General features: G+C 70.6%; 18 protein-coding genes. All 18 read right to left on the minus strand.

Translation table 11 applies throughout. From position 1 onward, the window contains the following. Positions 1–140: 140 nt before the first annotated feature. The 18 genes from ABD151_RS03045 to ABD151_RS03130 all read right to left on the minus strand — a co-directional run bounded on the left by ABD151_RS03045 (position 141) and on the right by ABD151_RS03130 (position 13,944). Positions 141–1,574 carry a glyceraldehyde-3-phosphate dehydrogenase gene (locus ABD151_RS03045; RefSeq protein ID WP_343991208.1) on the minus strand — a complete coding sequence of 478 codons (1,434 nt, stop codon included), beginning with the start codon at positions 1,572–1,574 and terminating at the stop codon, positions 141–143. Positions 1,575–1,614: 40 nt separating this feature from the next. After that, on the minus strand, positions 1,615–2,145 hold the full coding sequence (locus ABD151_RS03050) for an adenine phosphoribosyltransferase (protein WP_343991209.1): 531 nt from the start codon (positions 2,143–2,145) through the stop codon (positions 1,615–1,617). Between the two features lie 3 nt (positions 2,146–2,148). After that, positions 2,149–2,484: a preprotein translocase subunit YajC gene (gene yajC / locus ABD151_RS03055; RefSeq protein WP_343991211.1), complete on the minus strand. Its 336-nt coding sequence runs from the start codon at positions 2,482–2,484 to the stop codon at positions 2,149–2,151. Between the two features lie 59 nt (positions 2,485–2,543). After that, positions 2,544–3,632, minus strand: coding sequence for a Holliday junction branch migration DNA helicase RuvB (gene ruvB, locus ABD151_RS03060; protein WP_343991213.1), 1,089 nt, complete (start codon positions 3,630–3,632; stop codon positions 2,544–2,546). 1 nt (position 3,633) lies between these two features. Beyond that, positions 3,634–4,236 (minus strand): Holliday junction branch migration protein RuvA, encoded by a 603-nt coding sequence (ruvA, locus tag ABD151_RS03065; RefSeq protein ID WP_343991215.1) that lies wholly within the window; start codon positions 4,234–4,236, stop codon positions 3,634–3,636. Continuing rightward, on the minus strand, positions 4,233–4,799 hold the full coding sequence (gene ruvC / locus ABD151_RS03070) for a crossover junction endodeoxyribonuclease RuvC (protein WP_343991217.1): 567 nt from the start codon (positions 4,797–4,799) through the stop codon (positions 4,233–4,235). Before ruvC ends, ruvA begins: the two co-directional genes overlap by 4 nt. 157 nt (positions 4,800–4,956) lie before the next feature. Continuing rightward, positions 4,957–5,724, minus strand: coding sequence for a YebC/PmpR family DNA-binding transcriptional regulator (locus tag ABD151_RS03075; protein ID WP_343991219.1), 768 nt, complete (start codon positions 5,722–5,724; stop codon positions 4,957–4,959). A gap of 40 nt (positions 5,725–5,764) precedes the next feature. After that, complete coding sequence (pdxT, locus tag ABD151_RS03080) at positions 5,765–6,364, minus strand: pyridoxal 5'-phosphate synthase glutaminase subunit PdxT (RefSeq protein WP_343991221.1); 600 nt, start codon at positions 6,362–6,364, stop codon at positions 5,765–5,767. 37 nt (positions 6,365–6,401) lie between these two features. Continuing rightward, positions 6,402–7,496 (minus strand): signal peptidase I, encoded by a 1,095-nt coding sequence (locus ABD151_RS03085; RefSeq protein ID WP_343991223.1) that lies wholly within the window; start codon positions 7,494–7,496, stop codon positions 6,402–6,404. Continuing rightward, positions 7,493–8,035 (minus strand): SipW-dependent-type signal peptide-containing protein, encoded by a 543-nt coding sequence (locus tag ABD151_RS03090; RefSeq protein WP_343991225.1) that lies wholly within the window; start codon positions 8,033–8,035, stop codon positions 7,493–7,495. The genes ABD151_RS03085 and ABD151_RS03090 overlap by 4 nt, the downstream gene beginning before the upstream one ends. A 53-nt stretch (positions 8,036–8,088) precedes the next feature. After that, on the minus strand, positions 8,089–8,706 hold the full coding sequence (locus tag ABD151_RS03095) for a hypothetical protein (RefSeq protein ID WP_343991227.1): 618 nt from the start codon (positions 8,704–8,706) through the stop codon (positions 8,089–8,091). Continuing rightward, a complete protein-coding gene (locus tag ABD151_RS03100) occupies positions 8,703–9,296 on the minus strand; it encodes a signal peptidase I (RefSeq protein WP_343991229.1) in 594 nt (197 codons plus the stop codon). Before ABD151_RS03100 ends, ABD151_RS03095 begins: the two co-directional genes overlap by 4 nt. 12 nt (positions 9,297–9,308) lie before the next feature. Then, positions 9,309–9,860, minus strand: coding sequence for an alternate-type signal peptide domain-containing protein (locus ABD151_RS03105; protein ID WP_343991231.1), 552 nt, complete (start codon positions 9,858–9,860; stop codon positions 9,309–9,311). Between the two features lie 145 nt (positions 9,861–10,005). Then, positions 10,006–10,554, minus strand: a complete 549-nt coding sequence (locus tag ABD151_RS03110) for a DUF6891 domain-containing protein (protein WP_343991233.1) — start codon at positions 10,552–10,554, stop codon at positions 10,006–10,008. Between the two features lie 76 nt (positions 10,555–10,630). After that, positions 10,631–11,539 (minus strand): pyridoxal 5'-phosphate synthase lyase subunit PdxS, encoded by a 909-nt coding sequence (gene pdxS / locus ABD151_RS03115; RefSeq protein WP_343991235.1) that lies wholly within the window; start codon positions 11,537–11,539, stop codon positions 10,631–10,633. Positions 11,540–11,570: 31 nt separating this feature from the next. Beyond that, positions 11,571–12,185, minus strand: coding sequence for a phosphatidylinositol phosphate synthase (pgsA, locus tag ABD151_RS03120; protein ID WP_343991237.1), 615 nt, complete (start codon positions 12,183–12,185; stop codon positions 11,571–11,573). 12 nt (positions 12,186–12,197) lie between these two features. Beyond that, positions 12,198–13,421: an arginine deiminase gene (locus ABD151_RS03125; RefSeq protein WP_343991239.1), complete on the minus strand. Its 1,224-nt coding sequence runs from the start codon at positions 13,419–13,421 to the stop codon at positions 12,198–12,200. A 16-nt stretch (positions 13,422–13,437) separates the two neighbouring features. Then, the gene (locus ABD151_RS03130) at positions 13,438–13,944 is read right to left on the minus strand and encodes an HIT family protein (RefSeq protein ID WP_343991241.1); all 507 of its coding nucleotides are present in this window, start codon (positions 13,942–13,944) and stop codon (positions 13,438–13,440) included. Positions 13,945–13,950: the final 6 nt, after the last annotated feature.

The following is a 13,950-nucleotide window of genomic DNA, read 5'->3' on the forward strand; positions in this document are numbered from 1 at the left end:
GCGGTTCGAGCACCGGGTTGCCACCTTGGGGCCGAGCCCCGATCCGAGCTAGCCGCGCGCGCATCCGGCGCGCGGAGGGCACGCCACTGGGCGAGGTCTCGGGCTGCTGGTCGGCCATTGGCAAATACTAGTTCCCGCCACTAGTCCTGCGGGAACAGCGGGTACTCGACGCCCGAGATGTGCTGGACGACGCGCACCACCTGGCAGGAGTAGCCGAACTCGTTGTCGTACCAGAGGTAGACGATCGCGTTCTTGCCGTTGACGATCGTCGCGTTGGCGTCGACGATGCTGGCGTGGCGCGAGCCGACGAAGTCGGTCGAGACGGCGTCGCTGGAGGTGGTGAAGTCGATCTGGCGCTTCAGCGGCGAGTGCAGCGAGACCTGGCGCAGGTAGGTGTTCAGCTCCTCCGCCGTGGTCTCCTTCTCCAGGTCGAGGTTGAGGATCGCCATCGACACATCGGGGGTGGGCACCCGGATCGACGACCCGGAGATGTGCGCCTCGAGCTCGGGCAGGGCCTTGGCGATCGCCGAGGCGGCACCGGTCTCGGTCAGCACCATGTTCAGCGGGGCCGAGCGACCGCGACGGTTGCCCTTGTGGAAGTTGTCCAGCAGGTTCTGGTCGTTCGTGAACGAGTGCACCGTCTCCACGTGGCCACGCGCGATGCCGTACTCGTCGTTGATCACCTTGAGCGGCGGCACGATGGCGTTGGTGGTGCAGCTGGCGCAGCTGATCACGTTGTCGTCGGCGGTGATCGTGTTCTGGTTCACGCCGTGCACGATGTTCTTGACGTCGCCCTTGCCGGGAGCCGTCAGCACGACCTTGGCGATGCCGGGGCGCAGGTGCTTCGACAGGCCCTCGCGGTCACGCCAGATGCCGGTGTTGTCGACCAGGATCGCGTCCTTGATCCCGTACTCGGTGTAGTCGATCGAGGTCGGGTCGTTGGAGTAGATGACCTTGATCTCGTTGCCGTTGGCGCAGATCACGTCGTTCTCGGCGTCGACGTGGATCGAACCGTTGAACTGGCCGTGGATCGAGTCGCGACGCAGCAGCGACGCACGCTTGATCAGGTCGTCGTCCGAGCCCTTGCGGACGACGACGGCGCGCAGCCGCAGGCCGTTGCCGGAGCCGGACTTCTCCACCAGCAGGCGGGCCAGCAGCCGGCCGATCCGGCCGAAGCCGTAGAGCACGACGTCGGTCGGACCCTCCCGGACGATCTTGTTCTCACCGGTCGCCGGGGCGACGGCGTCGGTGACGAACTGCTCGAGGGTCTTGCCGCCGTTGTCGGTGGCGAAGGCGATGGCCAGCTTGCCGATGTCGATGCGCGAGGGGCCCAGGTCGAGACCGGAGAGGATCTCCAGGATCGGGAAGGTCTCCTCGACGGCGAGGCCACGCTCCTCGATCTGCCGCACGTAGCGGTGCGTCTTGATGATGCTGATCACCGACTTGTTCACCAGCGAGCGGCTGTGAACCAGGATGGTGACATCGCGCTCGCGGTAGAGGCGCCCGATCATCGGGATCATCGCCTCCGCGAGGGCCTCACGGCGCTTCCAGATAGAGAAGTGGTCAGACGTCACGGTGCTTGTTTCCTCGAGGGTGAGAAGGGGTTGGGGTGGATCAAACCTGGCAGAGCGCGTGCAGGGGCAGCTCGCCCACCGCGTCGCGTCCGGGCAGGAACGTCAGTTCCATGAGAACCGCGACCGCGTGCGGCACGCCGCCGCAGCGGCTGACGAGCTCGCGGGTGGCCGCGACGGTGCCGCCGGTGGCCAGCACGTCGTCGACCAGCAGGACCCGCTCACCGGGTGCGATCGCGTCGGTGTGCAGCTCCAGGGTGGCCTCGCCGTACTCGAGTGAGTAGTTGACGGCGTGGGTCGCGCGAGGGAGCTTGCCCACCTTGCGCACCGGCACGAACCCGGCACCCAGCGCGAGGGCGACGGGGGCGGCGAGGATGAACCCGCGGGCCTCCATGCCGACCACCTTGTCGACGACGACGTTGCCGTCGGCGTCGCGACCGGCCGCTGCCAGCGCCTCGACGACGGCCGCGAAGGCGTCGTGGTCAGCGAGCAGCGGGGTGATGTCCTTGAACATCACACCCGGGGTCGGGTAGTCGGGGACGTCGTGGATCAAGGACTCCCAGGCAGCCGGCAATCCTCAGCGCTCCTGGTCGGAGTCGGGGGTGGACGGCGAGGCGTCGGCGTCAGCGGCGTCGTCGGCCGGAGCCTCGGCGGTCTCGGTCTCCTCGGGCACCAGGCCGGCGATCGCCGGGCGGGCGACCTCGGCGACGACGCCGGGGGCGATCTCCAGGCCGATGCTGCCGTCCTTGACGAAGGCGACGGTGCCGAGGATCCCGCTGTTGGTGATCACCCGGTCTCCGATGTTGAGGCCGCGCTGGACCTCGGCGAGCGCCTTCTGACGCTTGCTGGCCGGACGGATGAGCAGCAGCCAGAAGATCAGGAAGATCGCGGCGATCGGGATCAGGGTCTCCACGACGGGAAGCACTCCTTGGGGCATGACGAAGGCATGGACGCACCCAGTCTAGCGGTGCCTCAGTCGTCGAAGATCGTGGCCTCGGACACCTCGGCCCGCGGCGGGGTGAGCCCGAGGTGGGTCCAGGCCAGTCGGGTCGCCACCCGGCCCCGCGGCGTGCGCACCAGGAAGCCGTTGCGGACCAGGAACGGCTCGGCGACCTCCTCGACCGTCTCCCGCTCCTCCCCTACGGCGACCGCCAACGTGGACAGGCCCACCGGGCCGCCGCCGAAGCGGTGACAGAGCGCGTCCAGCACGGCGCGGTCCAACCGGTCCAGGCCGGACTCGTCGACCTCGAACAGGTCGAGGGCGCGGTGCGCGACATCCGGAGTGATCACGCCGTCGGCGCGGACCTGCGCGAAGTCGCGGACCCGGCGCAGTAGCCGGTTGGCGATGCGCGGCGTGCCCCGGGAGCGGCCGGCGATCTCCGCCGAGCCGTCGTCGGTGAGCGGGACGTCCAGCAGCCGCGCGCTGCGGCGCACGATCAGGTCGAGCTCGGCGGGCTCGTAGAACTCAAGGTGGCCGGTGAAGCCGAAGCGGTCCCGCAGCGGGCCGGGCAGCAGGCCGGCGCGGGTGGTGGCGCCGACCAGGGTGAACGGCGGGATCTCCAGCGGGATCGCGGTCGCGCCGGGGCCCTTGCCGATGATCACGTCGACGCGGAAGTCCTCCATCGCCATGTAGAGCATCTCCTCGGCCGCCCGCGACATCCGGTGGATCTCGTCGACGAAGAGGACGTCGCCCTCGTTCAGCCCGGAGAGGATCGCGGCGAGGTCGCCGGCATGGGTGATCGCCGGCCCGCTGGTCAGCCGCAGCGGGACGGTGAGCTCGTTGGCGATGATCATCGCGAGCGTGGTCTTGCCGAGGCCGGGCGGGCCTGACAGCAGCACGTGGTCGGGCGCGCGGCCGCGCGCCTTCGCGGCGTCGAGAACCAGGCCCAGCTGCTCGCGGACCCGTTGCTGCCCGACCACCTCGTCGAGGCTGCGCGGGCGCAGCGCGGCCTCGACCGCGCGCTCGTCGCCGTCCGCCTCGGCTGCGGTGAGCCGGGTCAGATGGGCGAGGTGCGCCTCCTCGGCGGCGTCCAGATCGTCCAGGTCATTGAGATCGCCCATCTCAGCCCTTTCGCAGGGTCAACAGCGCGGCGCGCAGCAGCGCGCCGACGTCGGGGAGATCGCCTGCCTGCGGGGCGACGGCGTCGACCGCCTTCTCGGCCTCCTTGGCGGACCAGCCGAGGCCGACCAGGCCCTGATGCACCTGGTCGCGCCAGGCGACGGTGGCGGGACCGCCGCTGACCCGGGCGGGACCGGAGCCGACGACGGCGCCGATCCGGTCCTTGAGCTCGAGGATGATCCGCTGGGCGCCCTTCTGGCCGATCCCGGGAACCTTGGTCAGGGTCTTCACGTCGTCGGAGGCGACCGCTTGGCGCAGGTCGTCGGGGCTGAAGACCGCGAGCATCGCCTGGGCCAGCTTCGGGCCGACGCCACTGGCGGTCTGCAACAGCTCGAAGCAGCCCTTCTCGTCGTCGTCGACGAAGCCGAAGAGGGTCATCGAGTCCTCGCGGACCACCATGCTGGTGGCGAGCTGCGTGACCTCGCCGCGGCGCAGGGTGGCAAGCGTGTTCGGGGCGCACTGCAGATCGAGACCGATGCCGCCGACGTCGAGCACGGCGTTGGTCAGGCCGACCGTGGCGACAGTGCCTCGGACGAATGCGATCACGAGCTTCTCCTTGCTTGGGCGCGTTGCGCGGCCACCGCGGCGGCGATCCGCGACTGTGAGCGGGTGGCGGCGGCCATCGCCTCGTCGATGCGGGACTTGGCGCCACCACGCCAGACGTGGGTGATCGCCAACGCAAGCGCGTCGGCAGCGTCGGCGGGCTTGGGCGGGGCGTCGAGCCGGAGGATCCGGGTGACCATGGCACCGACCTGGGCCTTGTCCGCGCGACCGTTGCCGGAGACGGCGGCCTTGACCTCACTCGGCGTGTGCATGGCGACCGGCAGCCCGCGCCGCGCGGCGCAGACCAGCGCGATCCCGCTGGCCTGGGCGGTGCCCATCACGGTGCTCACGTCGGAGCGGGCGAAGACCCGCTCCACGGCGACGGCGTCCGGCTGGTACTCGTCGAGCCAGGCGTCGATCCCGCGCTCGATGGTGACCAGGCGGGTGGCGATCGGCTCGGACGCCGAGGTGCGGATCACGTTGACGTCGAGCAGCGTGAGCGGGCGCCCGACCGAGCCCTCGACCACGCCGACCCCGCACCGGGTCAGGCCGGGGTCGATCCCCATCACCCGCATCGCTTCCCTTTCGCCGCGAACCATCCGAACACATGTTCGCACACAGCCGCCGCGGGTCGGCGGGAAGACACGCTCAATGTGAGGTGAGGGGCGGGGGNCGCCCGGTTTCGGGACGAAACCGGGCGCTCAGCTCACATTGAGGCGGGGGTTACTCGGCGTCGAGCTCCGCCATGACCTCTTCGGAGACGTCGACGTTGCTGAAGACGTTCTGCACGTCGTCGAGGTCCTCGAGGGCGTCGATCAGCTTGAAGACCTTGCCGGCCGCCTCGGCGTCGACGGGGATGTCCATGCTGGCCACGAACTCCACCTCGGCGGAGTCGTAGTCGACGCCGGCCTCCTGCAGCGCGGTGCGCACCGCGACGACGTCGTTGGAGTCGGAGAGCACCTGGAACGACTCACCGTGGTCGTTGACCTCCTCGGCGCCGGCGTCCAGCGTCGCCTCCAGGACATCGTCCTCGGTGACCTCCTGGGACTCCTGGGCCTTGGCGACCAGCACCACGCCCTTGCGGGTGAAGAGCCGGGAGACCGAGCCCGGGTCGGCCATGGTGCCACCGTTGCGGGTGACCGCGGTGCGGACCTCCATCGCGGCGCGGTTCTTGTTGTCGGTCAGACACTCGACCAGGATGCCGACGCCGGCCGCGCCGTAGACCTCGTACATGATCGTCTCGTAGTTGACGCCGCCACCCTCGAGACCACCGCCGCGCTTGACCGCGGAGTCGATGTTCTTGTTCGGGACCGACTGCTTCTTCGCCTTCTGGATGGCGTCGTAGAGCGTCGGGTTGCCGGACGGGTCGGGGCCGCCCATCTTGGCCGCGATCTCGATGTTCTTGATCAGCTTGGCGAACAGCTTGCCGCGCTTCGCGTCGATCGCGGCCTTCTTGTGCTTCGTGGTCGCCCACTTGGAGTGGCCAGACATGCGTCCCTCTTCCCGTTCCCGTTCCGTACGACGTGCCCGCTCAGGCCGAGCGCACCAGGTCGACGAATGACCGGTGCACGCGTGCGTCCCCGCCGACCTCCGGGTGGAAGGAGGTCGCCATCAGGTTGCCCTGGCGGACCGCGACGATCCTACCGTGGGCTTCGCCACCCTCCACGCGTGCCAGCACCTCGACGTCGTCGCCCACCGACTCGACCCACGGCGCGCGGATGAAGACCGCGTGCACGGGCTCGGCGAGTCCGGTCATCGTCAACGGCCCCTCGAAGGAGTGCACCTGACGACCGAACGCGTTGCGCCGCACGGTGATGTCGAGGCCGCCGATCGTCTCCTGGTCCGCGGTGCCGTCCAGCACCCGGTCGGCCAGCATGATCATGCCGGCGCAGGTGCCGAAGGTGGGCATGCCGGTCGCGATCCGCTCGCGCAGCGGGTCCAGGAGCCCGAAGATCCTGGCCAGCTTGCCCATCGTCGTCGACTCGCCGCCGGGGATCACCAGGCCGTCGCACCGCGCCAGCTCCTCGGGACGGCGGACCGTGAGCGTGGTGACGCCGACGGCCTCCAACGCAGCGAGGTGTTCGCGGACATCACCTTGCAGGGCGAAGACCCCGATCGTCGTGGAGAGCACCCAGGAATCCTAGGACTGAGGCGATCGCGTGATCGCCTCAGGTGCAGTAGATGGACAACCCCGCGACGATGACCACCTCGCGGTACGTCCAGGTCCGCATCGCCGCGCTCAGCCAGGCGGCGTTGGCCTTCAACTGGGAGCGGACCTCGACGGTCGAGTAGTAGGTGCCCAGGCCGAGGCTGCCGAGCAGGCCCCCGGGGATCGCCTGGCTCTGGGTGCTGCCCACCGCACCCGCGCCGGTCACCGTGTACGTGGCCCGGACCGCGTTGGCGGCGTCGCGCACCAGCACCTGGTAGTTGTAGCCGAGATCCTTGTGCGGCCAGGAGATGGTGATGCTGGTCGCCAGCAGGCCCCCGCCGGAGCAGCTCACCGAGTCGGGCGCCAGCACCGTGGTGGTACCGAGGGTCCCGCCGGTGACGACCGCCTGATCGGTGAAGGCGGCAGCGGCGGCGCCGACGCGCCCGCCGAGCCAGCCGGCGCTTGTCGCGATCAGCAGCAGGCTCAGCCCCGCACCGATCCGCGCCATGGCGCGGCTGCTCCGGGCGGGGCGAGACCCGGCGTGACGGCTCCTGGCGTGACGGGGCGGCGCGTGCCCGCGCCGGGCACCGGCGAGCTGAGCATCCGGGGTGCCACTGCGTCGCACCACCACCGCGGCTCCCAGGATGAGCCAACCAGCCACCAGCAGCCCGAGCGGACTGGCGAGCCAGGCGACGGCATAGCCCAGCCAGGGCACCGCCACCACCTCGCGGTCGGCGCCCTGCACCCGGTACGCCGAGGGATCGGGGGTCCGGTTGGCGTCGCCCTGCAACACCAGCTGCCGCTCCTCCGGCGCCGAGCCCGGATCGATGGCGACGACCCGGTGCAGCACCCGGCTCCCCTCTGCTCCGGCGACGCTCACCACGTCGCCCACGCGCAGCTCACCCACGGGGACCTCGCGCACCACGACCGCCGCGCCGGCGTCGATCGCCGGCGCCATCGAGCCGGAGGTGACCAGCAGCACCCGGGCGTCGAGCGCCACGCAGAGCAGGCTCGCCGCGGCGCAGAGTGCACCGAGGCAGGCGGCCACGGCGAGCAGCACCCGCGCGATCCGGACGGTCACGGCGAGCAGCACCCGCGCGATCCGGACGGTCACGGCAGCTCCGAGGTCGCGTCGAAGGTGAAGGTCGCCACGGTGGCGCTGCCCTGCAAGGCGTTGCCTGCCGCAGTCGGCAAGGTCACCTGCACGCAGAGCGTCTCCGATGCGCCGGGGGCCAGCACCCGCTTGGTGGAGACAAGCGGGGCGGCCAGGGAGGTTCCGGTTCCGGCCAGCGCGGTGCCGGCGCAGGTCGCCGTCGGCGCGGCGCCGGTCACCGATGCCGACCCGGTCACCTTCACGGTCAGTGCGCCGGCGAGGTTCTTAGCATCCGGGTTGGTCGCTGCCGTGGACGCGTTGTAGGCGAGGGGCACGGTCCCGGTGTTCTCGACCTTGAGCACGCCCGCGGCGCTGTTGCCGGGCACCATGTTGCTCAGGCTGAGCGTGGTGAGGGCGACCGCGTCGTCAGGATCGTCGTTGACCTCGAGGTCGAGGGTGCCGGCGCTGAAGCCGGTGCCCGCCACGGTGACCTGGTCGGTCCAGAACGCCGAGGTGGCCACCGCGCCGAGGCAGGCGACCAGGCCGAGCGCCAACACCACCTGGACACGCAGCGAACCCCAACCGGATCCTGATCGTGGCGCCCGATGCCGGCTCATCGCCCGGCTCCCCCGCGCCGGCTGCGCAGCAGGGCGACGCCGCCCACCACTGCGACCACCGCGACGCCCAGCGTGAGCGCGCCGACCCGGCTGCCGACGCCCGGCAGGCCCCGGCGATCACCGTCGTCGAGGTTGCCGTTGCCGCTGCCGGAGAGCACCGCGCGGATCTCCAGGCGGACGGCGACCCGCTCAGCGGTCGAGCCGGCTGCGAGCTCCGCGCGCACCCGGTAGCGCGTGTCGGCACCCTGGGCGAGCGACCGCTCGGCCAACCAGGCGCCGCCGTCACCCACCGGCAGCAACTGCCAAGCGCCGTCCTGAGAGCGGATGCTCAGCCGCAGGTCGTCGGGGACCTGCAGCCCGGCCTCCACGACGTCGACGTGGACCCGCAGCCGCGCCGGTTCCCCAGCATCGTTGCGCAGCCAGAAGTCGCGGATCGCGCTCTCCCCCGGCACCCAGCGGTGGCCGGGCTCGAACAGTGCCCCACTCAGCTCCGACGTCCACTGACGGCCGTCCCAGCTCAGCCCGAGCGCGTCGGGTTGTGCCGCGGCCGGTGGAGCCAGCGACACCGCGCCCGCAAGGACGAGCGCGGCCAGAGCCACTCCGGCGCTGCTCATGACGGAACCCGGTCCTGGTGGTGGGCCGCCTGCTCATCGGCGAGGCGCACTCGCTCGTCGCGCCGGGCGCTGCGTCGCTGCCGCCCCGCGCCGGCGAACATGACCAGGGCGTAGCCGACCAGCCCGGCCGCCAGCAGCTGGGCCAGCACCAGTCGCCGCTGCGGGCTGATCAGGTCGCCGATCCGACCTACGTGGGGTACCGCGTACCAGAGCTCCCCCTTGACCTGGACCGGACGCACCGGCTCGGGATCGGCCGCGTCGTTCGCATCGCCCTGGGTCCGCCAGGAGCGCTGGCCGCGGCCGTCGATCGAGGTCGCGATCACCCGGTGGGTCGCCACCGCCGGCTCCCCGGAGCGCACCTGGTAGGTGATCACCGAGCCGATGCCGATCTCCTCGTCGTCCACCGGCCGGACCACGACCAGCGTGCCCGGCGGCAGGTCGGGCCGCATCGAGCCGGTGCTGATCACGTACGGGGTGGCGCCGCCGAGCCGCGGGACGACCACGGCGACTGCCAGGATCGCGGCGAGCGCCAGCAGCGCCAGCCACACCAGTGTCCGGCGCAGCAGCGTCAGCACGCGTCGCGCCGACATCACGCCTACCGCTCAGCTGTGGATCTGCTGTGCAGTCACGGTGATGTCGTCGAGGACCGCCTGGAACTGCGTGCTGCTGCTGTTGAACGTGTTGTCCGCAGTGCCCGGGTCGGTGAACTCCACGCTGACCGTGACGCCGAGCGCCTGGCCGTCGTCGGCCTCGGTGAACTCGGTCGCCGCGACGCCGTTCACGGTGAGTCCGGTGGCGCTGACGGAGAGCCCTGGCGCAAGGTTGCCGGTCAGGTTGGATGCCGACGCGCTGACCTGGGCGCGCAGGTGGTTGCCCTCAGCGGAGATGGTGAAGGCGCAGGTCTTGCTGAGCACGTCCCCGGGCACCAGCGGATCGCCTGCGGCGTAGGTGCTCGGCGCCGACTCACCGGTGTCGAGCGTCCAGGACCCGCAACCGGTGTTGGTGGCGTCGGTGAGCAGATCGAGGTGACCCGCGTTGATCGTGCCGCCCGGAACCGTCTCGCTGTCGGTCCAGTACGCCAGCGAGCCGACGCCGCCGACCAGCAGTGCCGCGGCGGCGCCCAGCGCCAGCACGCCCTTGGTGCTCTTCTTCATCTCTGCCCCTCCCGACGATCACGGGAGGACACGGTTGTGCCCCCAAGGCCTGTCTATGCCGCCCGGGCCTCCCCCGGAAGCGGTGCCCGGTGAAGATGGCCCGTTCGGGCCATGGGCGGCGACCGAACGGGCCAAGGGGAACCTCTCAATTCCGGCGCCAGCGCGCGGCGACCTCGATCCGGCCCTCGTCGAAGTGGGCACGGAGCCCATGCCGGGCCAGGATCGCGACCACCTCGTCCAACAGGGCGTCGCCGGGAGCGGCGTTGGCCGTCGTCGAGTGCCAGAGATTGACCTCCAGCATGCCGGCGTCGATGGAGTGCCAGACGTCGGCGCGGGTGAACCAGAGCACCCCGCGCAGTCCGAGCCCGGCGGCCTCGGCGCGCTCCAACTCGCGCTTCGCGCTCCAGTGGTCCTCGACCCCGATCAGGACCGCCAGGCCCGCCCGCCGGCACTCGGCGAAGGCAGCAGCCAGCCGATCGTCGTCACTGGGCACCGGCAGCGGGTCGGTCGCCGCGTCGCGCCGCGCGTCGGCCAGCCACTCCTCGGCCTGCCGCTCCGCGTCTACCACCTCGGGCAGGTCGCTGCGGATCGCTTCGGCCAGCTCAGCGCGCATCGCGGCCGGCTCATCGAGCCCGGAAAGCAGCAGGAGCCGCGCGAGATCGCGCAGCTCCTGCTGAATGCGTTGCTTCTTCACTAGCCCAAGGTTACGCGTTCAATGTGACCTCTCGGCGCCGTCAGACGTCGAAACGCGACGCTGAGGTCACATTGAGCTACCAGCCGCGGGTCTCGAGGCGGTGGTGCTGCGGGATCTCGTCGACGTTCAGGCCGACCATCGCCTCGCCCAGGCCACGGGAGACCTTGGCGACGACGTCCGGGTCGTCGAAGAAGGTGGTCGCCTTGACGATCGCCTCGGCGCGCTGGGCCGGGTTGCCGGACTTGAAGATGCCGGAGCCCACGAAGACGCCCTCGGCGCCGAGCTGCATCATCATCGCGGCGTCGGCCGGGGTGGCGATGCCGCCGGCGGTGAACAGCACGACCGGCAGCTTGCCCGTGCCGGCCACCTCCTTGACCAGCTCGTACGGCGCCTGCAGCTCCTTGGCGGCCACGTACAGCTCGTCGGCGTCGAGGGCACCGAGACGGCGGATCTGCTTGCGGATCGTGCGCATGTGGGTGACCGCGTTGGAGACGTCGCCGGTGCCGGCCTCGCCCTTGGAGCGGATCATCGCAGCGCCCTCGGTGATCCGGCGAAGCGCCTCACCCAGGTTGGTCGCACCGCAGACGAAGGGGACCGTGAAGGCCCACTTGTCGATGTGGTTCTCGTAGTCCACCGGCGAGAGCACCTCGGACTCGTCGATGTAGTCGACGCCCAGGCTCTGCAGCACCTGCGCCTCGGCGAAGTGGCCGATCCGGGCCTTCGCCATCACCGGGATCGACACAGCCTCGATGATCCCGTCGATCATGTCGGGGTCGCTCATCCGGGAGACGCCGCCCTGGGCGCGGATGTCGGCCGGAACGCGCTCCAGCGCCATCACGGCCACGGCGCCGGCGTCCTCGGCGATCTTCGCCTGCTCGGGCGTGACCACGTCCATGATCACGCCGCCCTTGAGCATCTCTGCCATGCCGCGCTTCACAGCAGACGTGCCCGTGGCCGCCTGCTCATTCGGAGATTCGTTCACCATGACTCGGAGCCTAGCCCTTCCCGAACGCCGTTCACTTCGCAGTCTCAGCGTACGCCTGCTGGCGCACCACCCAGATCCGCTGTGCCACCGTGATCGTGCTGGCTGCGGCCAACGCCCACAGGGTGATCTCCATCAGGATCGGCAGGTCGAAGATGGCGCCGAGACCGGTCATCACCAGGATCGCGACCAGCCGGTCGGCACGCTCGGCGATGCCCACCTTGGCCTGGTAGCCGAGCCCTTCGGCACGAGCCCGGGCGTACGAGGTGACCGAGCCCATCACCAGGCAGATCAGCGAAAGCACCAGGTACAGGTCGCTCTCGCCGGGGCCCGCGAAGTAGAGCGCGAGCCCGGCGAAGATCGCGCCGTCGCCGATCCGGTCCAGTGTCGAGTCGAGGAAGGCACCGAACTTGTTCGTCTTCCCGGTCAGCCGCGCCATGTGGCCGTCGATCAGGTCGCTGAAGACGAACGCGGTGATCACCAGGACACCGGTCAGCAGCTTCCCCTGGGGGAAGAAGATCAACGCGCCGGCGCAGACACCGAGGGTGCCCACCAGGGTCACCGCATCAGCGCTGATCCCCAAGCGGATGAACAGTCGGGCAATCGGGTTCAGAAGGCGCGTCCAGAACGCGCGGAATCTCTCCAACATCGCGGAGGCAGACTACCCTGCGTCGCGTTCGAGCGGGCAGGTCAGGCAATGACCACCGCCGCGCCCCCGGCCGAGCTCGGCCCCGACGATCGGCAGCACCTCGACTCCGGCCTTGCGCAGCAGGGCGTTGGTGGTGGTGTTGCGGTCGTAGGTGACGACCACCCCCGGCTCCAGAGCCAGGATGTTGTTGCCCGACTCCCACTGCTGACGCTCGCTGTCGTAGCCGGACCCGCCGGTCTCGATCACCCGCAGCGCGCCGAGGCCGAGTGCGGTGGCCACCACCTCCACGAACGGCCGGTCGTTGACGCTGACCCGCACCGTGTCGCCGTCGCCCGGGTGCAGGGTGAAGCTGCGGATCCGGTCCACCACCTGCGAGTAGCTGGTGACGATGTCGTGGTCGGCGAAGGTGAAGACGGTGTCGAGGTGCATGGTCGCGCGTTGCCGCGGCAGGCTGGCCACGATCACCTGCCGGGCCGCCCCCTGCGCGAAGAGCGCTGCGGCCACCTGGGTGATCGCCTGGCGCGAGGACCGCTCCCCCATCCCGATCAGGACGACGCCGTTGCCGATCGGCATCAGGTCGCCGCCCTCGAGGGTGGCCAGTCCCCAGTCACGCTCGGCGTCGCCCCACCAGACCGGGGCGCCCGCGAACCGAGGATGGAAGCGGTAGATCGCCTGATAGAGCAGGGTCTCGTCGCGACGGGCGGGCCAGTACAGCGGGTTGAGCACCACCCCGGAGCCGATCCAGGCGGTGGTGTCGCGGGTGTAGAGCAGGTTGGGCAGCGGCGGCATCAGGAACTCGCGGACGCCGAGCGACTCGTCGGCCAGCAGGCTGTGCTCCCCACGGTGGTCGGCCGGCAGATCGGCGACCGCCAACCCGCCGATCAGGAACCGGGCCAGCTCTACCGGGGCCAGCTCGTCCACGAAGGCACGCGCTCCGGCGACCATCCCCGAGCCCACCTGGTTGGCGACGATCTTGCGGTCCAGCAGCCAGTCGCGGGCCACCGGGTCGGCCACCACCTCGGCCAGCAGTTGCGCGACCTCCAGCACCTCGATGCCCCGCTCGGTCATCAGGTCGACGAAGGCGGCATGGTCGCGGCGGGCGTTGCGCACCCACAGCACGTCGTCGAAGAGCAGGTCGTCGCAGTTGCTGGGCGTGAGCCGCTCGTGCGCGAGCCCCGGCGCACACACCAGGACCGAGCGCAGTCGCCCGACCTCGGAGTGCACGCCCACGCTCATCGCAGGCCGACCCGGGTCATCCGAGGCTCTTCCAGGACTCGGTGAGCAGGTCGCGGGTCTCCTCCAGCAGCTGCGGCAGGGTCTTGGTGCCGGCCACCACGGTCAGGAAGTTGGCGTCGCCCGACCAGCGCGGCACCACGTGCTGGTGCAGATGATCGGCCAGCGAGCCACCGGCGACCGTGCCGAGGTTGATCCCGATGTTGAAGGCGTGCGGCGTGGAGACCGCCCGGATGGCCCGGACCGCGTCCTGGGTCATCGTGGCCAGCTCGACCGTCTCGGCCTCCGTCAGCTCCGTGTAGTCGGCCACGTGCCGGCTCGGCAGCACCATCAGGTGCCCCGGGTTGTACGGGTACAGGTTGAGCACGGCGAAGGTGGAGACGCCGCGCGCCACGACCAGGCCCTCACCCGGGTGCTCGTCGGCCATCGCGCAGAACGGGCAGCCGACACTCGCCGGACCCGCCTCGCGGACGTAGTTCATCCGGTGCGGGGTGTAGAGCCGTTCGAGACGGTCGGGGGCGCTCACTGCTTC

The organism is Nocardioides dubius (assembly GCF_039528155.1).
In the GTDB taxonomy this organism is placed as follows: domain Bacteria; phylum Actinomycetota; class Actinomycetes; order Propionibacteriales; family Nocardioidaceae; genus Nocardioides; species Nocardioides dubius.

Coding starts and splice junctions, on each gene's coding strand:
- pgsA (WP_343991237.1), bottom strand. CDS start 12,185: ATGTTGGAGAGATTCCGCGCGTTCTGGACGCGCCTTCTGAACCCGATT.
- ABD151_RS03075 (WP_343991219.1), bottom strand. CDS start 5,724: ATGTCTGGCCACTCCAAGTGGGCGACCACGAAGCACAAGAAGGCCGCG.
- ruvC (WP_343991217.1), bottom strand. CDS start 4,799: ATGGGGATCGACCCCGGCCTGACCCGGTGCGGGGTCGGCGTGGTCGAG.
- ruvB (WP_343991213.1), bottom strand. CDS start 3,632: ATGGGCGATCTCAATGACCTGGACGATCTGGACGCCGCCGAGGAGGCG.
- ABD151_RS03105 (WP_343991231.1), bottom strand. CDS start 9,860: ATGAAGAAGAGCACCAAGGGCGTGCTGGCGCTGGGCGCCGCCGCGGCA.
- ABD151_RS03100 (WP_343991229.1), bottom strand. CDS start 9,296: ATGTCGGCGCGACGCGTGCTGACGCTGCTGCGCCGGACACTGGTGTGG.
- pdxS (WP_343991235.1), bottom strand. CDS start 11,539: ATGGTGAACGAATCTCCGAATGAGCAGGCGGCCACGGGCACGTCTGCT.
- ABD151_RS03125 (WP_343991239.1), bottom strand. CDS start 13,421: ATGAGCGTGGGCGTGCACTCCGAGGTCGGGCGACTGCGCTCGGTCCTG.
- ABD151_RS03095 (WP_343991227.1), bottom strand. CDS start 8,706: ATGAGCAGCGCCGGAGTGGCTCTGGCCGCGCTCGTCCTTGCGGGCGCG.